Below are 24,159 nucleotides of genomic sequence, written 5' to 3'. Positions count from 1 at the left end.
CATCACGGGTGGCTCGCCGTGTCCGCGCGAACGGGATCGAATATGTCGCCCAGTTGCCGACGCAGCCAGCCGTTCGCGGGATCGGCATCGGAATTCGCGTGCCAGTAGAGATAGGTATCGATCGACGCGTCGAACGGGCATTCGAGCATCCGGTTGCCGCACATCTCGTTGAGCAGCCGCGCGTACCGCTCCGGCATGGTCAGCAGCAGGTCGGTCTGGTTGACGACGCGGCACGCGGCGAAGTAGCGGACGCATCGCAGGCGGACGCGGCGTTCGGCGCCGAGCCTGACGAGCGCGGCATCCTCGACGCCGCCGCCGCGCTGCCGGCTCGTCACGAGCACGTGCTCTTCGGCGAGATAGGCGTCGAGGTCGAGGTGCTGTCCGACACGCGGATGATTGCGCCGGCACAGCACGACGTACCGGTCGGTCGACAGCCGGGTACTGCGGACGGATTGCGGGTGCGGCAGCAGCACGTCGATCACGGCATCGAGCGAGCCGGTGAGCAGGTCGGCCTCTATCGCGCGCCGGTCGTGTTGCACCGCGGCGATATCGATCGACGGTGCGTGCTGCGCGACGTATTGCGCGATGGCCGGCAATACCACCGGTTCCTGCGCATTGAGGATGCCGATCGTGAAACGCCTGATCGTCGTCGCGACATCGAACCGGCTGGCTTCATGCAGCGTGCATTCGAGCGTATGCAGGCCGTTGCGCACGCGCGCAATGATCGCCCTCGTGAACGGGGTGGGCATCATGGCATTGCCGTGGCGCTCGAACAGCGGGTCGCCGAGCAACTCGCGCAGCCGGTTCAGCGCATGACTGACCGCCGACTGACTGAGGCTGAGCTGCTGCGCCGCGCGCGTGATGCTCTGCTGGGCGTAGATGCGTTCGAGTACCACCAGCAGGTTCAGGTCGGTACGGAAAAGGTTCATGACGTCGCGAATGAAAGGAGGGCGTGGCAGCGGCGGCGATTCGTGAGAAATACCGCGCGAAGACACGTTTTTTCCACCCCCCGGACGGGGGGCGGTTCGCCTCGCGCCGCTCGCCCCGGGAATCCGTGCGTGCGCGAGCCCCGAGTGACGGTCGTCGACGGGAACCGTCGGTGTTTCCCCGGGGGACGCGTGAGCACGCCGACGCCCCCCACCTGTGGGGCTGTTATTCGCCGATGGCGGAAATATGCTCGGTTGTCCTGGCGATCGCGCAGCCAGGGCCGGCCGGGTGGGGAAGCGAACCCTGTCTTATGGATGACGAATCGATTGACGGGATGACGGATACGCAAGGCGATCCCGATTCTCAAAACTGGCGATGGAGGAGACAAATGACGTTGAATGCAAGCGCAGTTTCACGTATCCGGGAGCACGCGAAGTTTCGTGAGCTGGTCGACGAACGCGCACGCCTGGGCCGGGTGTCGATGGTCATCGTGCTGGGCGCGTATTTCGGGTTGATTGCGCTGGTCGCGTTGCGGCCCGACCTGTTGCGCAGCGCCGCGTGGGCCGGCAGCGTCACGACCGTCGGCGTGATCTTCGCGATCGCCGTGATCGTGGCGGGATGGGGGCTGACGTGGCTGTATGTCCGCGTCGCGAATGACCGGTTCGAACGTCTGACCGGCGAATTGCTGGGTGAGGTGGGGCAATGAAACCGATCGCACGCGTTTCGACCGCGGCATTCGCGCTTGCCGCCGCGCCGGGCGGCCTTGTATGGGCCGGCCCCGCCGTGGAGGCGGGGCAGCGTCAGCCACTCAATCCGGCCGCCATCGCGATGTTCATGGTGTTCGTCTGCATGACGCTGGGCATCACGTACTGGGCGGCGCGCCGTACCAGGACGGTCAACGACTTCCTCACCGCCGGCGGCGGAATCAGCGGGCTTCAGAACGGCCTTGCGGTCGCCGGCGACTACATGTCCGCCGCGACGTTGCTCGGCGTCGTGAGTCTCGTCTACGCGAAGGGCTACGATGGCCTGCTTTATGTCGTCGGCTTCTTCGTCGGATGGCCGGTGATGCTGTTCCTCATGGCCGAACGACTGCGCAATCTCGGCCGGTTCACGTTCGTCGACATCATCGCCTACCGGCTCGATCCGGTCAGCACGCGCTGGATGGGCGTGGTCAGTTCGTTGACGGTCGTGTTCTTCTACCTCATCGTCCAGATGGTCGGCGCGGGGGAACTCGTTCAGCTGCTGTTCGGCATCGACTACAACTATGCGGTGGTCGGCGTCGGGTGTCTCATGATCGTCTACGTGACGTTCGGCGGGATGATCGCGACGACGTGGGTTCAGATCATCAAGGCCGTCCTGCTGATGTTCGGCGGCACGTTGCTGACGCTGTTGGCGCTCGGTCACTTCGGTTTCAGCTTCGAACGGCTCGCGCGGTCGGCGATCTCGGTACACCACGCGGGGAACGCGCTGATGGAGCCGGGCCGCCTGTTCTCGGACCCCGTCTCGGCCGTCTCGATGTCGCTCGCAACGGTGTTCGGGCTCTCCGGACTGCCGCACGTGCTGATGCGCTTCTTTACCGTTCCGAATGCACGGGAAGCCCGGAAGAGCGTGTTCGTGGCGAGCACGTGCATCGGCTTCATGTTCATTGCGATGTTCGTCATCGGTCTCGCGAGCGTCGTGATCGTCGGCACCGATCCGCAGTTCTTCGAGGGCGGACGCGTGGGCGGCGTGCTGCGCGGCGGGAGCAACATGGTGGCGATGCATCTCGCCGACGCGACGGGCGGCAGCCTGTTCCTCGGTTTCCTCGCGGCGGTGACGTTCGCCACCATCCTGGCCGTGGTGTCGGGCCTGGTGCTGGCGGGTGCGTCGGCCGTATCGCACGACCTCTATGCGGGCGTGTTGCGCAAGGGCCGAGCGAGCGGGGCCGATGAAATCCGCGTCACGCGGTGGACGACGCTGGCGATCGGCGCCGTGGCCGTCGTGCTCGGCCTCCTGTTCAAAGGGCAGAACCTCGCCTTTCTCGTGGCACTGGCGTTCAACGTTGCCGCTTCGGCGAATTTTCCGCCGCTCGTGCTTTCGATGTACTGGAAGGGGCTGACGAACCGCGGGGCCGTCTGCGGCGGCGTCGTCGGGCTCGTCTCGTCGGTCTCGCTGGTCATTCTGTCGCCGGCGGTGTGGAAGTCGGTGCTCGGGCATCCGGCTGCCGTGTTCCCGTACGATCATCCGGCGCTGTTTACGATGCCGCTGGCGTTCCTGGCGAGCTACGTGATGTCGACACTCGATCGCAGTTCGAAGGCCGACGCGGAGCGGCATGCGTTCGACGCCCAGTTCGTGCGCGCCCAGACCGGGCTCGGTGCGGAACGGGCCGTCGAGCATTGACCGGAACGAACCGCGTCGCCCGCCGCGCGCCGGTGAACGAGCCGGTGTGCGCGGCGGGTGCCGGCGCGAGGTCAGTGCGGGCGGAAAGCGGAGAGCGGCGAGTCGGGTGCCGCGAGTGCGCTGTGAATGAAATGCAGGCTGCCGAGCACCGTCTGAAGGCGGGGCGCGGACGGGCTTGCCGCATCGGTGGTCTGCATCGTCCGTTGCAGCGCGGCGATTGCAACCTGTACCGCGTGCGCGGCAGCAGCGCCGGCCTTCGGTGTCGGCGCCTCGAACAGCAGCCGGATCGCGCGGCACGCGGATGCGCAATCGTCGAGCCAGGCCGGTGCGGTGTCCGGCGCGGTTCGCGCCGCCTCGATGGCCGTTGCGTCGCGCAGGTCCGCGACGGCCGAGCCGATCTCGAGGACGGACAGAAACCATTCGACCGACTCGCCGTTTGCCGCCGGGTCGTCACGCGATATCGACCGGACCTGATACATGAGGTCGCGCGTGCGGCTTTCGAAGCGCGTGCGCAGCGTTGCGACCGAATCGGTGCATGCGAACACGACCTGCCTGCGCAGGTCGGCCAGCAGATGCCGGCGCAACCCGCGCATCGTCGGCGGCAGGAACAGCTCGAACGCGACGGACGCCATCAGCATGGACAGGACCAGCGCGATCGCGTCGTTCATGAAGGACGTCGGATCGTAGGCGACGACATTGTCGGGGCCGGTCAGAAAGCAGAAGTAGATGCAGTAGCCGATGCCGTAACCGGCCAGCGACGCACGCGTCGTCATCCAGCATCCCAATGCGAGCGGCGCGGCGAGTACCACGCAGAGCAGCGGGAAGCCGTCGATGACCGGATAGACGACGAACATGACGATCAGCCCGACGACGGACGCGAACGCGGTGCCGATCGCCATCTGGAACGCCGTGCGAGACGGGTGCGCGGAGGAAGCGACCAGCGCGCAGATGGCACCGCCGTTCAGCACGAGCAGGGCGCCCGACGGCCACGCGGTCGCGATCCAGAACGCGCTGAGCACGAGCGTCAGCAGCATCGCGCGGACGCCGGCGACTGCCGCGATGAGCGGATTGGTGCGCGGCTCGTAGGGCGTCACCCACTGTTCGCGTTCGTGCGCGGTGGCGTTCAGCGACAGATAGGTGCTCGCATAGGCGACATAGCTGCCCAGGAACCGGTCGAGCAGGTCGACCGCCGTGTCGAAATCGAGCGCGGTCGCGCCGCCGCCGAGCCGGTTTCGCGCCAACTGCGCGCGGCCGGGCAACACCGTGCGGCAGTGCTCGAGCGTGGCGGCCAGCGACGCGGCGAATGCGTCGATATCGTCGGCGTGCGTCGCGTCCTGCCGTATGAGTCGGAGCGGCTCTGCGATACCGGCCATCAGTGCGTCGATCTCCGTCAGCACCCCATCGGCTCGCGCGGCACGCAGCCGGGCGATCAGCTGACTCAATGCGTGCAGCCGTGTCGACGCCGCCATGCGCTCCGCATTGAGCCGCGTCAGGCGGCCGTTTCGCAAGCGCGTGTCGGGGCCTTCGAACACCGCTGCGCTGCGCGCGGCTTCGGCGCTCACGGTCTCGTCGACGATGCGCACGCTCAGCGCCTCGAGAAACGACCGGTCGATCCGGCCGGACAGAATCGACAGCACATCGTCCGCGAACGCGGTGAACCGCGTGCGGTTCACGCGGCTGATCTGTTCGCTGACATGCTGCGGAAAGACGAGCGCGCTGACCGCGCCCGAACTCAGGATGCCGATCGTCACCTCCGTCACGCGCGTCATCGCAGAAAGAAAGGCCGCGTCCGGATGCTGCCATGACGGGATGCCGATGAGCGCGGCCGTGTAGCCGGCGAGCACGAACCCATAGGTCCGGAAGTTGCGGTTTCGCGCGGCACCCGCGGTGCACATGCCGATCCAGAGCGCGGTGGCGCCGAGGAAGAGTTCGGGTACCTGCCCGAACAGGCCGATCAGCACCAGCATGGCCAGCAGGCCCACGATCGTGCCGCAGATCCGGTACAGGCTCTTGGCGAGCACCATGCCGCTTTGCGGCTGCATCAGCACGAAGACCGTCGTCATCGCCGTGCGCGGCATCGGGAGTTCGAGCTTCATCGCCACGCCGAGCGCCAGCAGCGCGGCGAGCAGGGTCTTGAAGATGTACAGCCAGGTGACGCCGCTCGTGCCGGCCCAATGACGGGCCGCATCGGCGATACCTGTTTTGGTATCCGAAATAGATGACGTGAATCTGGAGGGCGGCGAAGACATGATGGATGTGGTGCGCGATGCAGACGTGCGGCGACAGGACGACCGTGATTGTATTTTCCGGAGGCGCGTTCGAGTATTGCGCGTGGTGTTAAACGCTTTTTCCGGATCAGGATCGATGTGAGCGCGCGACGGCCGCCTTCCCGCGCGTTTCGTTCGTGCGCGAGCCGGCGGCGAGCCGGGTGCTCGCCGCCGGTGCGGGGGGCGCTTCTCGGGTCAGGCGCGCGTCAGCAGTTTCAACAGCGCGTGGGCGGCCGGTTCGGACGACGCCGGATTCTGGCCGGTGATCAACAGGCCGTCGACGACCACATACGGTTGCCAGTCATCGGTTTTCGAATAACGGCCGCCCTTCGACTTGAGTTCGTCCTCGACGAGAAACGGCACGACGTTCGTCAACCCGACGGCATCCTCTTCCGAATTCGAGAAGCCGGTGACGTTCCTGCCGGCGACGAGCGGCTTGCCGTCCGGCCCCTTCGCATGGCGCAGCACACCCGGTGCGTGGCAGACGGCCGCGACCGGCTTGCCCAGTGCGATGGCCTGCTCGATCAGCGAGACCGACCGTGCGTCTTCGGCGAGATCCCAGAGGGGGCCGTGGCCGCCCGGATAGAACACCGCATCGAACGCGTCGACCGCGACCTCCGACAGTTTTTGCGTGGCTGCGAGCGCGGCGCGCGCGTCCGGATCGGCTTCGAAGCGGCGCGTGGCGTCGGTCTGGAACGCGGGGTCCGCGCTTTTCGGATCGAGCGGCGGCTGGCCGCCGGCCGGCGACGCCAGCGTGATGTCGGCGCCCGCGTCTTTCAGCGTGTAGTAGGGGGCCGCGAATTCCTCGAGCCAGAAGCCGGTTTTCTCGCCGGTCGAACCGAGGGTGTCGTGGGAAGTCAGGACGAACAGAAGTTTCATGATGTCTAGGGATGGAGATGAATGATGGATGCGCGAATTCGCTTCATGCAGCGACTTCGGCGACGCGCACGACCACCTTGCCGAAGTTCTTTCCTGCCAGCAGGCCGATGAGCGCTTCCGGCGCGCGTTCCAGGCCGTCGGTGACGTCTTCGCGCGGCGTGATCTCGCCGGCCTCGACCCAGCGGCCCATTTCCGCCAGGAACGCCTGATAGCCGGTCGCATAGTGGTCGAGGATGATGAAGCCCTCCATGCGGATCCGTTTCTTCAGGAGCGTGTCGGTCAGGCGCGGCAGCCGATCGGGGCCCGGCGCCGGTTCGCTGTCGTTGTATTGCGAGATCAGGCCGCAGAGCGGCACGCGTGCGCCGACGTTGAGGAGCGGCAGCACGGCGTCGAAAATTGCGCCGCCGACGTTCTCGAAATAGATGTCGATGCCGTCGGGGCAGGCTTGCGCGAGTTGCCGTGCAAGATCGGGGGCCCGCCGGTCGATGCACACGTCGAAGCCGAGCGTCTCGGTGACGTACCGGCATTTCTCCGCGTCTCCCGCAATGCCGACGACGCGGCAGCCCTTGAGCTTCGCGATCTGGCCGACGACGGCGCCCACCGCGCCGCTCGCCGCCGCGACCACGACCGTTTCGCCCGGCTTCGGTTGCCCGATCTGCAGCAGGCCCGTATAGGCGGTGAAGCCCGGCATGCCAAGTACGCCAAGCGCATGGGACGGGCGCTCGAGATCCGTGCCGAGCGGCATGAGGTCGGTGCCGTCGGAGAGCGCGTAGTCCTGCCAGCCGCTGTCGCCCAGCACCAGCTCGCCCACCGCGAACGCGGGATGCTTCGACGCGACGACGCGGCTGACGGTGCCGCCCACCATCGTGTCGCCGAGCGCAACCGGCGGCGCGTAGGACGGCGCGTCGCTCATGCGCCACCGCATGTAGGGATCGAGCGACAGGTAAAGCGTCTGCAGGAGGACTTCGCCGTCGGCGGGCGTCGGCACCGCCGTGGTTTCGAGCCGGAAGTCGTGCGCTGCCGGCGCACCGACGGGGCGGCTGGCCAGGACGACCCGGCGATTGACGGATGGGGAATGCGGCATGGATGACCTCTGTGTAACGGTTTCGCCGCCCGGATCGGGCCGGCAGCGGCGGGTTATTCGCGTGACGGTCGAGATGCGCGGGACGACGTGCCACGACGGCACGACGCACGAACAAAGTAGACCAGTCGTCTATAGCGTGAACGCTTGCGGGCAACGTCACAGGGCATGACCTGCGGGGGTGCGCCGGGTTGCGCCATGCATCGCATGAGTGCGAGGGCCGACATGGCGGTCGGACCGTGACGCGGATCATACGGCTGAGTAGACCAGTCGTCTAGTGAGGGGGAGGCGCGATTTCGCGCTTTCCGATCGGTCCCGTTTGCGGTTGACGTGGCGCGCATGGCCACGGCGAACGGGGTATCCGTTCCCCGCAAGGGCCGTGTCATAAGGCGCTCGCCGGAATCGGGCGTTGCCGCGACTGACGGCATGCGGCCGCTTCCGAACCGTGTCGTCGATGCGGTCCGCCTCCCCATTCGGGGGGGCCGTTGGCTGCGGGAAACGCCGTAACGTAGTCGGCAAGATCGCCGTCCGGGCGGGTCGTCCGGCCGGGCGGCGCCATCATCGTGAACCGAGCGGGAGGATGCATGACCAGAACGGTGTTGATAACCGGTGCGGGGTCCGGATTCGGGCGAGGGGTCGCGTTCGCACTGGCGGAGCGGGGGCATCGCGTCATCGCGTGCGGCCAGATCTGGCCGCAGGTCTGGGCACTGCGTCAGGAGGCCAAGGCGCGCGGCGTGGACATGCAGGTCATCAAGTTCGATGTGACGAACGAAATCGATCGTGCGCACGCATTGACGCACGAGGTCGATGTCCTGCTGAACAACGCGGCCATCATGGAGTCCGGCCCGCTCGTGGAGATCCCGATCTCCGTGTTTCGTTCGGTGTTCGAAACGAATGTCTTTGCGGCGCTGGAGGTCGCGCAGGGCTTCGCGCGCAGGATGGTCGCGCGCGGGCATGGCCGGATCGTCTGGATGTCGTCGGTCGCGGGATTGATCAAGGTGCCGTTCGACGGCGCTTACGCCGCGTCGAAGCATGCCGTCGAAGGCATCTGCTCCGCGATGGCGGAAGAACTGCAGCCTTACGGCGTCGAAGTCGTCACGATCAATCCGGGTGCCTATCGCACCGGCTTCAACGATACCGGCATGGAAAGCATGGATCAGTGGTGGGATCAAGGCGAGCGCGTCGTCGCCCATTGGCCGAAGCGCGAACTGAATCGGCAACACGATCCCGCGGAAATGATCGACGCCATCGTCACGGTGATCGAGGCGGAGGCGCCGCCGTATCGCACGGTCAGGCCCGAATCCGCCGAGCAGCTCGTGCGCGACGAACAGGCCGCCGCATGGCAGCGGGTCGTCGGCGGCAAACAGTGACCGGCTCGAACGAGCGCCCGTCGGTCGGCGAGTTCGGCATGCGTGGCTGCGGGTTGCCGTCAGCGTCGGGTGCCGGTGCTTCCAGAGGTTTTTTCACCCCCCCGTACTGGGGGTAGAGCGGTCGACAGGACAACGCTATCGTTGGCTCATCGTCGCGACGGGCCGAAACGATGCAGGCCGGTTCGTATCGAGCGGGTGCGGTGACGTCGTCCGGTTCCGGAGCGAGGCCGCGCAGCATGAAACGGCTCGATCGTTCCGCACCGACCTCATCTGCCGATCCGACCGCGGCTGAAAAAACTGCCGGGACGTCGTGCTGAACCGCGCATGAACCCGTCGACGATTGCATTGCTCGACCGGACGCGTTCGCCTGTCCACGCGAGCCGGCAGCAGGGCAGCGCGCATGCACGCGCCGCCCACCCGGAATGTCCGGCCCGGGATCGATGCCGGCATCGTGTCAATTGCACTGCGCGACGGTTCGCGTTGCGCGGAGAAACCCGCCATGATTTTTGAAATTGCCCAGATCGAGATCCAGGAAAACGGAGAGCAGGGATTCGAGCGCGCGGTCGCCGAGGCGAAGCCGCTCATCGAACGCGCCCCCGGTTGCCATGGCTTGCGCCTGTATCGCGGTATCGAGCAACCATCGCGCTACCGCCTGATGGTGCAATGGGAAAGCGTCGCGCTGCACGACGCCTTTCGCCAGACAGCCGATTTTCAGCGTTGGCGCGAACTGGCCGGCCCCTTCTTCGTGGGCCCGCCGTCGGTCGAGCACGTGAGCGAAGTCCGAATCGCCGGTGCATGAGGCGCGGTACGCCGCCGCATCCGTGCGGCGTGCCCGGCCGGCACCGCCGGCACCCTGGGTTCTTGCAAGGAGAGAGGGGCGGTGAGGTTATCCACGATCAGCACGCAGATTCAACTGGCGAGACGGCCGAACGGTCAGCCGGTCCCGGACGATTTCCTGACGGTCGAGGTGCCGCTTCCGGCGTTGGCGGACGGCGAGGTTCGCGTACGCAACGAATACGTTTCGGTCGATCCGTACATGCGCGGCCGGATGGACGACCGGCCGTCGTATGTCGAACCGTTCAAGCTGCATGAAACGATGACGGGCGCAGCGGTGGGTCGCGTGACCGACAGCGCGTCGAGCACGTTCGCACCCGGCGATCTCGTGCTGCATCGCTACGGCTGGCGCGACATCGTGCAGGGCGCCGCAGTCGAATTCACCCGCGTCGCGGACTTGCCCGACTTGCCGAGCAGCGTTCACCTCGGCGTCATGGGCGCAACGGGCATGACGGCCTACGTCGGGCTGCTCGTGGTGGCACGCATGCGCGAGGATGAAGTCGTATTCGTGTCCGCCGCGGCGGGCGCGGTCGGTTCGCTCGCGGGGCAGATCGCGCGGCTGAAAGGCGCCGCGCACGTGATCGGCTCGGCAGGGAGCGACGAGAAAGTTGCCGTGATGCGCGAACGCTACGGATACGATGCGGCGTTCAACTACCGGCGCGCGCCGGTGCTCGAGCAGCTGGCGGCGGCGGCACCGGCAGGTATCGACGTCTATTTCGACAACGTCGGCGGCGATCATCTCGAGGCGGCCTTGTCGGCCTTCAATTACGGCGGACGGGCGGCGATCTGCGGTGCCATTTCGCAGTACGACCGCGTCGGCGTGTCGCCCGGGCCGCGGTTCATGGAAAACGTCGTCTACCGGAGCCTGACGCTGACGGGCTTCCTGCTGCACGACTATCGGCAGCACCGCGACGCGTTCGTCGACGAAATGGCGGAGTGGTTGAGGGCCGGGCAGATCGTGCACGACGAAACGATCGTCGACGGTATCGCGCGCGCGCCGGAGGCCTTTATCGGGCTGATGAACGGGACCAACACCGGCAAGATGCTGGTCAGGATCACGTGACCGATTGAACACGCGCGGTCGACCGGGCCCACGGCTCGACCGCACCGGCTTGCGGGTGGGACATGCCTGATGCGATTTCACGACTGGACGACGGGCCGCGCGTGGGTTCCGCCCGCGAATTCGCGGGTGCCCGGGTGACGGTGCTGGAATGCGACGGAAGCGTGCTGGTGGTTCGTTGGGTCGAGCCCGGCGTCCGGCACTTCGGCGAGCAGCGCTGGCGGCGTGTCATCGCGTCGCGCCGCGGCATCTGCGTGCTGACGCATGTGCCGATCTTCCCCGGCGACGCGGTGTTTCGTCCGGCGGAGCGGCCGAGGCCCACCAACGCCGGCGCGATGATCCTCGCGAACGACGCGCTGATCATGCAGCCTGGCTGAACGCGTGCCGGCGCGCACTGCGCCGGCCCGACCGGATCACGATTGCACGACGGTATTCCTGAGTACGCCGATCCCCTCGATCTCGATCTCGCACACGTCGCCGGCGCGCATCCAGTGCGGCGGATTGCGCGCCATGCCGATGCCCGACGGCGTGCCTGTCGCGATGACGTCGCCGGGCTCGAGCGTCATGACTTCGCTGATGGTGGCGATCAGCGTAGCGATGTCGAAGATCATGTCGTTCGTATTGGCGTCCTGCATGACGACACCGTTGAGCCGGGTCTGAAGCCTGAGACCGGCCGCGCCCGCAGGCAATTCGTCGACGGTCACCAGCTCGGGGCCGAGTGCGCCCGTTTCGTCGAAATTCTTTCCGACCGTCCATTGCGGCGTCTTGAACTGATAGTCCCGCAGGGTCGCGTCGTTGAAAGCCGCATAACCGGCCACATGGTCCAACGCATCGCTTCGCGCGATGCGCCGGCCGCCGCGCCCGATGACGACCGCCAGCTCGCCTTCGTAATCGAGCTGATCCGATTCCGTCGGCATGCGTATCGCGGCGCCGTGCGCGGTCAGGCTGCTGCGAAAGCGTGCGAAGAGTGTCGGATACGACGGAACCTCGTATCCCGCCTCGTGCGAGTGCTCGACATAGTTGAGCCCGACGCAGATGATCTTCGCCGGCCGCGTCACGGGCGGGAGCAGGGTGCAATCGGCCAGGTCCAGCGGCCGGCCGGCCAGCTGGAGGCGTTCGCTTGCCTGCGCCAGCGCGGCATGACCGCCGGAAACGAGGGTGTCGAGATCGCCGGGAAAGTCCGGGTCGCTACGCGTCAGTCCGAGATAACGGCCGTCACGGGACCGGATGGCGACGCCGGTGGCGCCGTCGCGGACAAAGCTGATGAATCGCATGATGGTTTTCCGATAATCGAGTCAAACAAGTGGAAGGCCCGCGCCGCGCAGACCTTCGATCGTGTGCGGGCGATGGGTTCCGCGTGATACGGGCCGCCGCCCGAGATCATTTGCCGGTCGAACCGGGCGCGCCGTCGTCGGTCACTTCGTTCATGACGGCGGCCCGAATCCGCTTCAGTTGCGCCGGATCGACCTGCCGCCGGACTTTCGCGACGTCGGAGGCGCTCACTTCGCCGGCGCGATTGCCCCAGCTGCCGCGGACGAACGTCGCGAGCTCGGCGACCTGCATGTCCGACAGCCGCCAGCCGAATGCGGGCATGGCCAGCGGCGCCGGATCGGATCGGGTCGACGGCATCCGCGAGCCGGTCAGAATCACGTGAATGACCGACGACGGATCGTCGGACGTGACCACCGCGTTGCCCGCCAGCGCGGGAAATGCCTTCATCGCGCCGCTGCCGTCCGAGCGATGGCACGCGTTGCAGTTGTCGAGGTACAGCAACGCGCCGCCTGTCGGCGTGACGCCCGAGCGCAACGCCGCGGTCGTATCGGACTTGACGGGAGGTGCCGCCGACGTCCGCGTTGCGCGAACGGGGCCCGGGCTGACGAGGTAATCGGCCACCGCGGCCAGGTCGGCGTCGCTGAAATACTGCGTGCTGTTCTCCACCACTTCGGACATTCCGCCGAACGCGGCGCTGCCGTGCGATCGTCCGGTGCGCAGAAGCTGAACGATGCTGTCCCGTGTGCGCTCGCCCGCACCGTTTCCGCCGCCGGGGCGCAGGTCGGGCGCATGCCAGCCCGCGAGCGTGTAGCCGCTCAGGTACAGGTCCGTCCCGCGTGCGTCCAGCGCCTTCTCCTGGCCCATCGGACCGTGAGGCGTATGACATGCGCCGCAATGCGCGAGCCCTTGCACGAGATAGGCACCACGATTCCACGTCGCGCTTTGCGTCGGGTCCTCGCGATACGTGCCACTGGGCCGGAACAGAAGATTCCATCCCGCGAGCAGCACGCGCAGGTTGAACGGAAAGTGGAGCCGCGTCTCGGTGTTCGGCTGGCCGATCGGGCGCACGCCGTGCATGAAGTACGCATAGAGTGCACGGGTATCGGCGTCGCTGACCTTCGAGAACGACGGATACGGCATGGCCGGGTAGAGCAGGTGCCCGTCCTTCGCGACGCCTTGGCGCAGCGCGGCCGCGAAATCGTCGTAGCTGTAGCGGCCGATCCCGTGCGTGGTATCGGGCGTGATGTTCGTCGAATAGATCGTACCGAACGGCGTTTCCATCGGCAGCCCGCCCGCAAACGGCTGGTCGCGGCGCGACGTGTGGCATGCCACGCAATCGCCGACGCGCGCCAGATAGGCGCCGCGCGCGATCTGCCCGGCATCCTGCGCGTTCGCGTCGGCCGGTTGCAACCACGTAGCCAGCGCGGTGAAAGTGCATAGCAGACCGAATGAGATTCCGGCCAGTTTCTTGTATCGCTCACCCATTGCCTTTCCTATGTCGGTAGCAGCGGACCGGGATTCTTCAGGTACTGCTCGCGAATCGCGCGCGCCGAGAAATACGCTTGCGCGCCGACCATGCCTGTCGGGTTGTAGGCCCAGTTTTGCGGAAACGCGCAGGCGCCCGTCACGAATACGTTGTGGACGTCCCACGATTGCAGGTACTTGTTCACGACGCTCGTGTCCGGACGATCCCCGCAGACCGCGCCGCCCGTCGTATGCGTGGTCTGGTACGGCCGCATGTCGAAGTGATCGCCGATCTTCCCGGCGTGGATCGACATCGATTTCGGCTTCATCGCGCGCGCGACCTGCTCGGCCTTGCCGGTGACGAAGCGCGTCATGCGCATCTCGTTGTCGTGCCAGTCGAACGTCATGCGCAGCAGCGGGAGGCCGTATGCGTCGCGATAGGTCGGATCGAGATCCAGGTAGTTCGTGCGGTAAGACATGACCGACCCAGCCGTACCGATGGAAAACGAATGCAGGTAGTTGTCCTTGAGCGCCTTCTTCCACGCCGAGCCCCATTTGGGCGTGCCTTCCGGCAGCAGGGTCTGTCCGATCGGGCGGCCGCCGGTGACCATCGCGCTGATATAGGCACCGCCGACGAACCCCGCGGCGGAATGATCGAAGTGGTCCGCATTGAAGTCGTCGAATGCCTGGCCGCCGGAGCCGGCGCCGATGAACGGATCGATGTGGACGTCCTTGTCGAAGAACAGCGAGACCGCGCTGTTCTTCTGATAGGCGAAGTTCCTGCCGACGGTTCCCGTTCCCGTCGCCGGATCGTACGGTGTGCCGATCCCGGACAGTAGCAGCAGGCGCACGTTGTGCATCTGGAATGCGCACAGTACGACGATGCGCGCCGGCTGAAACACTTCCCGGCCCTGCGCATCGAGATAGGTCACGCCGGTCGCGCGCTTGCCGTCCGAATCGAGCTGCACACGCGTCACATGGGATCGGTCGCGCAACTCGAAATTGGGTTTGGCCAGCAAGGCGGGCAGGATGCAGGCTTGCGGCGAGGCCTTCGCATACATGTAGCAGCCGAAACCTTCGCAATAGCCGCAGAAGTTGCACGGGCCGAGCTGCATCCCGTACGGATTCTGATAGGCGATCGACGCATTGGACGCGGGTATCGGAAAGGGATGAAAACCGGCGTCGCGCGCCGCGTTCCGGAACAGCGTCGCCGGATAATTGTCGGCGAGCGGCGGGCACGGATAGTCGCGCCGGCGCATGGCCTCGAAGGGATTCCCGCCGTCGACGATCCGGCCGCGCAGATTGCCTGCCTTGCCCGACGTGCCCATCACGGCCTCGAGGCGCTCGAAGTACGGTTCGAGTTCGTCCAGTGAGTAAGGCCAGTCCTGGATCGTCATGTCGCCGGGGATGAACCCGGCGCCATATCGCTGCACGTAGTGCGAGCGGATCTTGAGGTCGGCGGCATTGGCACGCCAGGTCGTGCCGTTCCAGTGCACGCCCGAGCCGCCTACCCCGGTACCCAGCAGGAATGCGCCGAGCTGCCGGTAGGGCAACGCGTCTTCGTTCGGCGCATGCCGGATCGTGACCGTCTCGTGCGCAAGATTCTGCATCAGCTTGCGCCGCTGAATGTAGGCGAGCTCGTCGGCGATGGCGGGGTACGCGAACTCGGGGCTCGTATCGCGGTTTGCGCCGCGCTCCAGGCCGACCACGGTCAGGCCGGCCTCGGCCAGCTCCATCCCCATGATCGAACCTGTCCAACCCATCCCGACGAGGACGGCATCCACTTCCGGCTTCGTGATTTGCGGCATATGCGTCTCAACCCTGTTGACCTTCGATGCTGACGGGCCCATACGGGTAGCGCTTGCCGGTCCCGACCCAGTCGAGGAAGTCCGCCCTGGCCCCGGGAAAGCCGATCATTTTCCAGCTGCCCATCTCCTTGTTGCCGCCGTGTATCGGGTCCGACAGATAGCCTTCGCGGGTGTTCTCCAGCAGAAACGCGAAGAAATCCGTCGACGAGATCGCGTCGAATGCCATCGCGCCGGACTCCAGGCGTGCGAGCACGCCGGTTTGTTCCGCGACGGGGAGTTCGGCAAAGCGCTTGCCGGCGAACGCGCGCATGCAGCGTGCGTTCGTCGCCTGGATGCCGGCCCGGTACAGCTCGCGCGGCGTGAGCCTCGACTGATAGCCGAACAGCGGGGAGGCCGCGCGAAACGGACCCTGCATGTACCAGTGCGCGGCGTAGCCGTAACCGGTTTCCAGTTGCCGGTCGATGAAGACGGGAACGTTCAGGTCGAGCGCGCCGGGCCCCTCGTCGTCGTGCGGGATCAGGCGATCCACCGCCGCGAGCACGAAGTGCCATTCTTCGGGCGTGAAGAACACCGGACGATAGGTGTCGAGCCGAACGCCGCTGCCGGCATTTTGCGTCGCCGTCGGTGCCGGCGATGCGTCGTCGCCCGAATGGCACCCGCCTATCGCGACGGCGGCGGGAACAATGGCGACGCGCTTGAGGAATACGCGCCGGCCTGACTCAGGCGCCGGCTTGTCGCCGGATGATGGGCTTTTGTTCATGGATGGGGCGGATCATTCCGTGGTGTCGTCGGTGCGCGGCCGCGAGGGTCTGCCGACCATGCAGCGACAGCGTGCCGGTACGCACTTCAACAGGCATGAGTCGGGCGGATGCCCCGGAAGGGAGACGCGCGCCGGATCATGTGTCGAAGGGGCCATGCCGCCAAAAGTACCCATGGCCCGGCGCGAAGGCAGCCCCCTGTTCGGGGAGGGCGTACAGGATCGACCCGCTCCGCGCTGCCGCGCGAGGTCGATCGGGGCGCCCCCCCCACTTAGGGAGGATTCTTGCAAAGGCCCCGACGGGACGAGGATCATGACGTCGGCGAAGCTTGCTTTTTCAAACTGACGAATGCCGCTCAACGACGCCGGATTGCCGGCGCAGTCATTGCCATCCGCAGTGACATGGGGACCGCCGCGCCAGGGGATTGCAACTGCGTTACTTGATGCCGCCGCGGATTGCGAGCCGGGCGCGGCTCTGCCGAGGCGAGATGAAACCAACCCAGGAGTCTGCCATGTCGACTATCTCTCGACGTACCTTCGTCCAGTCAATCGGTGCCGCCACATTCGCGCCCGGTGTGTTGCTCGCGTCTTCGGAAGGGGGCGCCGCTCCCCAACCTTCCGCGCCATCACAAGGGGGAGGCGGAAGCTATGCCGATTACAAACATATCCGGGTTACCCGCGATAGCGGCGTCGCCACGGTTACCCTGGACTATCCGCCGCTGAATCTGCTCGACGAGGTTCTCTCGGAGGAGTTCGACTCGCTGACCCGGCAGCTGGAACAAGATGCGAGCGTACGTGTCGTTGTCCTGCAGAGCGCCGTGCCGAAGTTCTTCATTGCCCACTCGGGCCTGCACCGTGTCGGCTCGGCGCCGAAGACGACTTCGAATACGCGCACCTTCCGCCTGACACAGATGCTTGGCGAGCGCTTGCGCAACATGCCCAAGGCCGTCATCGCGAAGGTCGAAGGGATCGCCCGCGGCGGCGGCTGCGAAATCGCGCTGGCCGCGGACATGTGTTTCGCCGCGATTGGCGAAGCCGTGTTCGGTCAGCCGGAGGTCGTGTGCGGGCTCGTCCCCGGCGGCGGCAACACGCAGCGCCTGCCGCGGCGGATGGGACGCGCCCGCGCCCTCGAGGTACTGCTGGCCGGGGAAGACTTCTCCGCGGAGCTGGCCGATCACTACGGCTATATCAATCGTGCATTGCCGGCCAGGGAACTGGGCCCGTTCGTGGACAAGCTGGCACGCCGCATCGCGACGTTCCCGCCCTCCACGATTGCACACCTGAAGCGGTCCGTGGACATGGGGTCCGACGTTTCCTTCTCCGAAGGCTTGTTGGTGGAAGCGCACGAGGCCGATCTTTGCGTGGCCAACGAAGCGATACAGGCGCGTGTGAAGGCGATACTCGCAGCCGGTGCCGAGACCTACGAAGGCGAACTCCACTTCCCGGACCTGTCCGCGAAGCTGCCCCCCGCTGATTGAGCGATGTGCGCGGCTCCGGAAGAGCGTGCGCCGATTCGATGACCCGACGCGGCACGCGTCGAGCCGGGCATGGAAATCGCTCCTATACGTGGATCAGCGTCGCACCGACGCACGTCTGATTTCGCGATCCACTGTCAGGAGGCCGCGCCATGCACGAATTCACGAACTGGAGCCCATTGGTTTCGCTGATCGCCGGGATTCTCATTCTGGTGGTACCGCGCTTGCTGAATTACATCGTTGCGCTCTACCTGATCATCATAGGGTTGCTCGGGCTTTTCGGCGGACATTTACACTGACGCGCCGCGCGGAACGGCCCTGTGCATGACCGCACAGGGCCGCTTGCTCGAGTTTCCGGAGACGCGCAATGCCGCCGGGAAATGGCGGCGCGTCGGAACCTACAAGTGCTCGACGCGTACCTCGACTGAATCCCTGGGCACGGTCAATCGCGTGCGGCCCAGCAGTGCATCCGCGGGCGCGGTGCCGTCCGGGTTCAACGGCTTCATCTTGTTGAAGGTGACGGAAAAGTAGTCCGGCGTGACCGTGGCCGACGCGTAACCCTGCGCGTCGTGGTCGGCGTGGCACAGATCGGGGTTGTTCGCCATCAGGAAGCGGTCGAGTCTGACAGGCGTCGCCGCGATGGACGCGAGCGGTGTGCCGTTCCATGCGGCCTTCAGGCAGGAATAGAAGGACATGCTGCTGATGCCGGCGCAGACGAAATCGACGATGACCGGCACCCCCGTCGCGGGATCGGGATCGTCCCGCACGACGCCGCACTGAAATGCATGCAGGTCTCCGGTGATCGCGACGACGTTACGGATCCCGTGCTCCCTCAAGTAGGCGAGCAGTTCGTGCTTGTGCGCGGGATAACCGTCCCATGCGTCGCAATCGACCACGAGGCGGGCCCCCGGTGTCTGGGGGGCACCCGGCATCACGAACCACAGACGGTTCAACATCACCTCGTTGCCCCATACCTTCCAGGTTGCCGGCGAGTCCTTCATCGCGGCTTTCCACCATTGCGTCTGTTCCGGACCGAGCAGCGACGGCGGGCGGCCCAACTGCCGGGCAAGACGCGCCTCGTCGCGTTGCAGTCCATCCTGCTTGACGAAGTAGCGCGAGCCGGCCGCATCGTCACCGTGCACCGGGTCGTGCCCGTGCGCACGCGCGATAGCGGATTCGCTCACGACATGGTCGTCGCGATACAGCCGCTCGTCCGTCATCACCAGATGCATCAGCATGCCGAAGCGAAAATCGCGGTAGATGCGAATATTCGTGTACGACGGATCGTCCGGCTCGAAGCGCACGTCGCCCCAATCCACCGGCATGTACTCTGCCCACGCGCGACTGGCGTTGCGCCGCCGCAGGGTTTCCTGTCGCTCCTCGTTGGTGTAGACCTGATGATCCTGCCAGCAATCGTCGGAAAATTCGTGGTCGTCCCAGATCGCGATCATCGGCAGGCGCTGGTGCAGTGTCTGCAAGCGCGAATCGGTACGATAGGTGCGATAGAGCGTCCGGTAGTCGTCGAGCGAATCGGCATACGCGCGGCCGTCCGCGAGCCGCTTGCCGTCGGGCAGATGCAGCGGAGAATGTGCCGGCTCGGCCTGGCCGGGGGGAGAGGTCCCGACCGTTTCATAGATATAGTCACCCACGTGCACGACGAAATCGAGATCGCGTTCGGCGGCCATCAGCGTCATCGCCTGCCAGTGGTTGACGCTCCAGTCCTGACAGGTGAGCCACGCGAAGCGAACCCGTTCGTTGGCCTCGCCGGCCTCGGGTGCCGTGCGCGCGACACCGGTCATGCTGACGTCGCCGCCGGCGACGAACCTGCAGTGGTAGGTCGTCTTCGGCGAGAGTGCCGCCACCTTCGCGCGCACGGTGAAATCGTAGATGGCCAGCGCCCTCAGCGGTACGCTGGCGACGAGCGTCGAGAAATCCGGCAGCGTCGATACTTCGAGTCGTAGCGGTACCGCGCGCGCGGCACTTCTCGCATCGTGCTGGTCGCCGCCCGGTACCGGCACGCAGCGTGTCCAGAACACGATGGAGCGATCGCGCGGATCGCCGCTTGCGACACCTTGCGGAAATTGACTGTTTTTTTTGCGCGCGGTGCTGCCCGGCAAGCCCGCTGATGAAACGTCGTGCGGGACGGCAGCGGCGGCAACCGCAATGGTAAAAAAGGCCGACGACTTGAGGAAATGGCGACGATCCATTGATCCTCCCGATCGCATCCCGCGGATGCAGGAAGCACTGCTGCAGGTGTCCGCTGCTCTCGCTCGGCAAGCTTGCCGGCGTGACGCGGCGAGGACAGGTAGAGCAGTCGATCCGGAACGTTACTGCGAAGATCGACGCCTGAAAAGTCGTAAGAACCCCATTTCGAATGCCCGCACGCTACCTCGCGAAAGGCCCCCGTATTCAGGAACACGAATTGCTGGATACGGTGCAGCAAACTCGGGGAGGGAGCAATGCACATTGGCCACACCGTCGGCAAGGTGGCCGCGTGGCTTGCCGTCATTGTCACCCTGGCGCTTGCCGCGCTGGTCATCTTCGTCGTCACGTTCGACTGGAATCGAGCCCGGCCGTGGATCGATGACAAGGTATCGGACGCGATCGGGCGTCAGTTCGCCATCAACGGTGATTTGCGTATCGATTGGCGTCGGCCGGTGAGCGAGCAAGGCTGGCGTGCATGGGTGCCGTGGCCGCGATTCAGCGCACACGATGTCACGATCGCCAATCCCGATTGGGCGCGCACGAAGCATTTCGTCGCGCTGGACATGATCAGCTTCGAAGTCGAGGCGCTGCCGCTGATCGCACGCCGCATCGTGATTCCGGCAATCGACCTGGTCAATCCGTCCGTCGACCTCGAGCGCATCAAGGACGGGCGAGTCAACTGGACGCTCAAGCTCAAGAGGCCCGCGCAGCCGGGCCGATGGACGCTCGATCTGCATCAGGTCGCGTTTGCCCAGGGTCGTCTCGGTTACTACGATCAGCAAAAGCAATTCGATTTGAGCGCCGTGGTCGACACGCTCGGCCAGCCGATCCCGTTCGGCGCGGTGGTGAAACAGCAGCAGGCGTTGGCGCAACACGAATCGGCGCGTGCCGTCGGGCCGGCAGGTCAGAAAAAGCTCGCGGCCCAGGCGCGCTCCGGCCCGGCGCAACCGGTGGTGCCGGCCTCGGGTGCCGAGGCGGCGTCCCGCGCGTCGGCCGCGGCGTCGCAAGCGTTGGCCGCGGCTTCACATGCTGCGGCGATGACGTCTCGCACCACGATAGCTCCGGCTGCATCAGGCCCGTCGATGGCATCGAGCGCGCCCGCAGCGGCCGCATCGGGCGCAACGGCTTCGGCGACAACGAGCGCATCGACGGGCGCATCGACGGGCGCAGCATCCGCGGCATCTGCCGGCGTCGGCACGTACACGATCGGCTGGACCGTCAAGGGGACCTACAGGAAAGGCGCGGTCGCCGGCACGGGCAAGATCGGCAATGTGCTGGAGGTGCAGGGCGCGCAACACCCGTTTCCGGTTCAAGCCGATTTGCGTTTCGGCGATACGCATCTGGCGCTCGTCGGCACGCTGACCGATCCGGCTCACCTGGCGGCGGTCGATCTTCGACTGTGGCTCGCGGGCACCAGCATGGCCAAGCTGTATGACGTCACGGGCCTCACCCTTCCCGAAACCGCGCCTTATGCGACCGACGGCCGACTGGTCGGCCAGTTCCGGGCGTCCGGCAACGTCTTCAAGTACGAGGACTTCACGGGACGCGTCGGCGGCAGCGACATCAACGGCTCGTTGGTGTACGTTTCGCGCGAACCGAGGCCGCTGTTGTCCGGTACGCTGGTGTCGAGGCTGCTGCAGTTTTCCGACCTTGCGCCGCTCATCGGCGCCGACACGAATGCCAGCAAGGCGCGGCGGGGCGCCGCCGTCGCGCAGCCTGCGAACAAGGCATTGCCGGTCGAGGCGTTCCGCACGGACCGCTGGAAGAAGATCGACGCCGACGTTCGATTGACCGGGCGGCGCATCGTCAAGACCGCGAGCTTGCCGATCACCGACCTGTCGACCCACGTCGTGTTGCATGACGGCGTGCTGACGCTCAACCCGCTGAACTTCGGCGTCGCGGGCGGCACGCTTGCTTCGAACATTCACCTGGACGGCAGCGGCATGCCGCTCAAGGGGCGGTTCTCGCTGCAGGCGCGACATCTGAAACTCAAGCAACTGTTCCCGACGTTCCCGGTGATGCAAACGGCGCTCGGCGAGGTCAACGGCGATGCCGCGCTGTCGGCCACCGGCAATTCGCCGGCGGCGCTCGCCGCGACTTCCAACGGGGAAGTGAAGACCTTGGTGACCGACGGCACGGTGAGTCTCTTGCTGATGGAAGCCGCGGGGCTGAACGTTGCAAACGTGGTGTACGAGAAATTGTTCGGCACGCGTGACGTCAGGATCAACTGCGGTGTGGCCGACTTCGTGGTCACCAACGGCGTGCTCGACTCGCGCGTATTCGCGCTCGACACCGAGGATGCGGTGATCGGCATGGATGGCACCGTGAACCTGCGGGACGAGACCATGAACCTGACGATCCATCCCCATACCAAGGGCTTCCGGGTGATATCGCTACGCTCGCCGCTGTACGTCACCGGGTCCTTCAAGCAACCGCACGTCGGGGTGAAGGCGGGCGCACTGATCGCGCGTGGCGGTGCCGCGATCGGGCTGGGCTTGCTGAATCCGCTCGCCAGTCTGCTCGCGTTGCTGCAGCCGGGCCGCAGTCGTTCGTTGCCGTGCGGGCAGATGCTGGCCGACATGGAGCAGCGCCCGACGGCGCCGCCGCCTGGCGTCCGACAGGGAAAGAAGGCTGTCCCGGCGTACATGAACGCGCCGCTGGCTGCTTCTGCCGCTTCCGCGCCGGCCGGTGCCGAACCCGGGCACTCGACGCGGGGGAACCGGGGTTCCTCTCACGACCGGTAACGCCACGTGCGCGGTCCGTTCCCGCGCTCGGCCGCCTCAAGTATACGCGCGAGCATCGACAGATCGCGCAGGGGGCGCGGCGATTGCGATACGCGCGTGACCCAACCCTCGTGGCGCTGATGAATCGCGACGTCGTCGTGTGCGACTCGTGCGCGCGCCGACAGCGGGCCCGGTTGCGGAATCCGATGGGCGACAAGCCGAAGTAGCGTGGCGACGCGCGCCCGCGAAGCGCGGCCGATGCAGGTAGCCGGAACACCGCGAGATCGCGTTCGGGATGCCGTTCGATTTGCGTGCCCTGTCGATTCCCGGCCGCCAGCAGGGCACCGCATCGGCGCGAACGCACGCGCATCGCGTCGACCCGTGACGACAGGTTCCTGCTTGCCGTCACCCGGTGTCCGCGGCCGATATGGACAGGGGGCGACGTCGAATGGCGGTTGAGATCGAATCGCGTGCGGTGCACAATCCGGAAACAGAATGACATCGCGCAAACGGGCCGTCTCGCTTCACGTATTCCGGCGCTCGATGACGGATGGAACGCCGTGCCGGCGATCGGCCGGCGCGGTTGTCCGTCATCGTGCGCTGCGCGGATATCACGTCGAATTCGCGGTTCCCGTTAATCGTCAATCCAGGCCGGGTCCCGATCGGCACGAGTTGAACAAGATGAATGCACCTGACCTCAATCTCCTGATTGTTCTGGATGCCTTGCTGTCCGAGAACAGCGTCGCGCGGGCCGCGGAGACGCTCGGCCTCAGCCCGTCGGCATTGAGCCGGTCCCTGGCCCGCCTGAGGGCCACGACGGGTGATCCGCTGCTCGTCAGGGCCGGACGCGATCTGGTGCCGACGCCTCATGCGCTTGAACTGCGGGTCCAGGTTCGCGCGCTCGTGGAAGGCGCGCAGGCCGTCCTGTGTCCGTGCAAGAACGCGGACCTCGGCGGGCTCGAGCGCACGTTCACGATCCGCGCCAACGAAGGGTTCGTCGATACGTTCGCGGCCGAACTGCTCGCGCTGGTGATGGAAACCGCGCCGAACGTGCGGCTGCGCTTCGCGCCGAAGCCGGACAAGAGTGTCGAGGCGTTGCGCATGGGGGCCGTCGATCTCGAGATCGGCGTGGTGGGCCATACGGGCCCCGAATTGCGTGTACAGGCGCTGTTCCGCGACCGCTTCATCGGCGTCGTTCGGGCCGGTCACCCGCTTGCGCGGGAGGAGGTCACGCCGCAGCGATATGCATCGTTCGGCCATATCAGCGTGTCGCGGCGGGGGCAACTCAGCGGTCCCATCGACAACGTGCTTGATACGCTGGGGCTGCAGCGAACCGTCGCGGCGATCGTGTCCGGTTTTCCCGCCGCATTGTCCCTGGCGCGCGACTCGGATTTGATCGCCAATGTTCCGGAACGGCAGACCGGGAAATCGCGGGGGGGAATGTTCAGCTTCCCGTTGCCGGTGCTGACTGCCACGTTGACGGTTTCGCAGATATGGCATCCGCGCTTCGACAACGACCCCGCGCATCGCTGGCTGCGCAGCTGCCTGCGGCGTGTCTGCGCGACCCAGGCGCCGTCGTTGTACGATGTCGGCGCACCTGAACCATGACGGTGCACACGTCACGTTCGCGCGCGTCAACTGCATGAATACATTGAGCG

General features: G+C 66.1%; 19 protein-coding genes. 10 read left to right on the top strand and 9 right to left on the bottom strand.

Features of this window, described 5'->3' with window-relative positions; genetic code table 11:
• Window positions 1-2 precede the first annotated feature (2 nt).
• The gene (locus tag VK92_RS10515) at window positions 3-929 is read right to left on the bottom strand and encodes a LysR family transcriptional regulator (protein WP_048027841.1); all 927 of its coding nucleotides are present in this window, start codon (window positions 927-929) and stop codon (window positions 3-5) included.
• 308 nt (window positions 930-1,237) lie between these two features.
• On the opposite strand from VK92_RS10515, the gene VK92_RS10510 reads away from it, so the two are divergent.
• The gene (locus tag VK92_RS10510) at window positions 1,238-1,633 is read left to right on the top strand and encodes a DUF485 domain-containing protein (RefSeq protein ID WP_165589104.1); all 396 of its coding nucleotides are present in this window, start codon (window positions 1,238-1,240) and stop codon (window positions 1,631-1,633) included.
• Window positions 1,630-3,306, top strand: coding sequence for a cation/acetate symporter ActP (actP, locus tag VK92_RS10505; RefSeq protein ID WP_053077841.1), 1,677 nt, complete (start codon window positions 1,630-1,632; stop codon window positions 3,304-3,306). The genes VK92_RS10510 and actP overlap by 4 nt, the downstream gene beginning before the upstream one ends.
• Before the next feature lie 71 nt (window positions 3,307-3,377).
• On the opposite strand, the gene VK92_RS10500 is transcribed toward actP, so the two are convergent.
• The 3 genes from VK92_RS10500 to VK92_RS10490 form a co-directional block, all read right to left on the bottom strand.
• Window positions 3,378-5,555, bottom strand: a complete 2,178-nt coding sequence (locus VK92_RS10500) for an FUSC family protein (protein WP_048027838.1) — start codon at window positions 5,553-5,555, stop codon at window positions 3,378-3,380.
• 213 nt (window positions 5,556-5,768) lie between these two features.
• On the bottom strand, window positions 5,769-6,452 hold the full coding sequence (locus tag VK92_RS10495; protein WP_048027836.1) for a type 1 glutamine amidotransferase domain-containing protein: 684 nt from the start codon (window positions 6,450-6,452) through the stop codon (window positions 5,769-5,771).
• 43 nt (window positions 6,453-6,495) lie between these two features.
• A complete protein-coding gene (locus VK92_RS10490; protein WP_048027834.1) occupies window positions 6,496-7,536 on the bottom strand; it encodes an NADP-dependent oxidoreductase in 1,041 nt (346 codons plus the stop codon).
• Window positions 7,537-8,117: 581 nt separating this feature from the next.
• Here VK92_RS10490 and VK92_RS10485 point away from each other — a divergent pair.
• The 4 genes from VK92_RS10485 to VK92_RS10470 all read left to right on the top strand — a co-directional run bounded on the left by VK92_RS10485 (window position 8,118) and on the right by VK92_RS10470 (window position 11,174).
• On the top strand, window positions 8,118-8,903 hold the full coding sequence (locus VK92_RS10485; protein ID WP_048027832.1) for an SDR family oxidoreductase: 786 nt from the start codon (window positions 8,118-8,120) through the stop codon (window positions 8,901-8,903).
• 400 nt (window positions 8,904-9,303) lie between these two features.
• Window positions 9,304-9,702 (top strand): antibiotic biosynthesis monooxygenase family protein, encoded by a 399-nt coding sequence (locus tag VK92_RS10480; RefSeq protein WP_346656417.1) that lies wholly within the window; start codon window positions 9,304-9,306, stop codon window positions 9,700-9,702.
• A gap of 81 nt (window positions 9,703-9,783) precedes the next feature.
• A complete protein-coding gene (locus tag VK92_RS10475) occupies window positions 9,784-10,800 on the top strand; it encodes an NADP-dependent oxidoreductase (protein ID WP_048027830.1) in 1,017 nt (338 codons plus the stop codon).
• A gap of 62 nt (window positions 10,801-10,862) precedes the next feature.
• Window positions 10,863-11,174: a DUF3331 domain-containing protein gene (locus tag VK92_RS10470; RefSeq protein ID WP_081072764.1), complete on the top strand. Its 312-nt coding sequence runs from the start codon at window positions 10,863-10,865 to the stop codon at window positions 11,172-11,174.
• Between the two features lie 36 nt (window positions 11,175-11,210).
• Here VK92_RS10470 and VK92_RS10465 read toward each other — a convergent pair whose 3' ends face one another.
• From VK92_RS10465 to VK92_RS10450, 4 genes are all read right to left on the bottom strand, one after another.
• Entirely contained in the window at window positions 11,211-12,071 is an 861-nt protein-coding gene (locus tag VK92_RS10465) for a fumarylacetoacetate hydrolase family protein (RefSeq protein WP_048027827.1), read from the bottom strand.
• A 106-nt stretch (window positions 12,072-12,177) separates the two neighbouring features.
• Entirely contained in the window at window positions 12,178-13,554 is a 1,377-nt protein-coding gene (locus tag VK92_RS10460; protein WP_048027826.1) for a c-type cytochrome, read from the bottom strand.
• 8 nt (window positions 13,555-13,562) lie between these two features.
• A complete protein-coding gene (locus tag VK92_RS10455) occupies window positions 13,563-15,341 on the bottom strand; it encodes a GMC family oxidoreductase (protein ID WP_048027824.1) in 1,779 nt (592 codons plus the stop codon).
• A 7-nt stretch (window positions 15,342-15,348) separates the two neighbouring features.
• Complete coding sequence (locus tag VK92_RS10450; protein ID WP_048027823.1) at window positions 15,349-16,101, bottom strand: gluconate 2-dehydrogenase subunit 3 family protein; 753 nt, start codon at window positions 16,099-16,101, stop codon at window positions 15,349-15,351.
• 509 nt (window positions 16,102-16,610) lie between these two features.
• Here VK92_RS10450 and VK92_RS10445 point away from each other — a divergent pair.
• Entirely contained in the window at window positions 16,611-17,576 is a 966-nt protein-coding gene (locus tag VK92_RS10445; RefSeq protein WP_053077851.1) for an enoyl-CoA hydratase/isomerase family protein, read from the top strand.
• 149 nt (window positions 17,577-17,725) lie between these two features.
• Window positions 17,726-17,872 (top strand): DUF3096 domain-containing protein, encoded by a 147-nt coding sequence (locus VK92_RS39770; protein ID WP_081062303.1) that lies wholly within the window; start codon window positions 17,726-17,728, stop codon window positions 17,870-17,872.
• Between the two features lie 99 nt (window positions 17,873-17,971).
• Here the strand turns inward: VK92_RS39770 and VK92_RS10440 are convergent, their stop codons facing one another.
• On the bottom strand, window positions 17,972-19,780 hold the full coding sequence (locus VK92_RS10440) for an alkaline phosphatase D family protein (RefSeq protein WP_048027821.1): 1,809 nt from the start codon (window positions 19,778-19,780) through the stop codon (window positions 17,972-17,974).
• Between the two features lie 252 nt (window positions 19,781-20,032).
• On the opposite strand from VK92_RS10440, the gene VK92_RS10435 reads away from it, so the two are divergent.
• Together VK92_RS10435 and VK92_RS10430 are read left to right on the top strand one after the other, a co-directional pair.
• Window positions 20,033-22,522 (top strand): AsmA family protein, encoded by a 2,490-nt coding sequence (locus tag VK92_RS10435; RefSeq protein WP_048027819.1) that lies wholly within the window; start codon window positions 20,033-20,035, stop codon window positions 22,520-22,522.
• A 660-nt stretch (window positions 22,523-23,182) separates the two neighbouring features.
• A complete protein-coding gene (locus VK92_RS10430) occupies window positions 23,183-24,109 on the top strand; it encodes a LysR family transcriptional regulator (protein ID WP_042973685.1) in 927 nt (308 codons plus the stop codon).
• Window positions 24,110-24,159 lie beyond the last annotated feature (50 nt).

Source organism: Burkholderia sp. LK4, assembly GCF_001043615.1.
Lineage (GTDB): Bacteria > Pseudomonadota > Gammaproteobacteria > Burkholderiales > Burkholderiaceae > Burkholderia > Burkholderia cepacia.
Note: the sequence above shows the minus strand (reverse complement) of the source record. Positions and strands in the feature narration are given on the sequence as shown.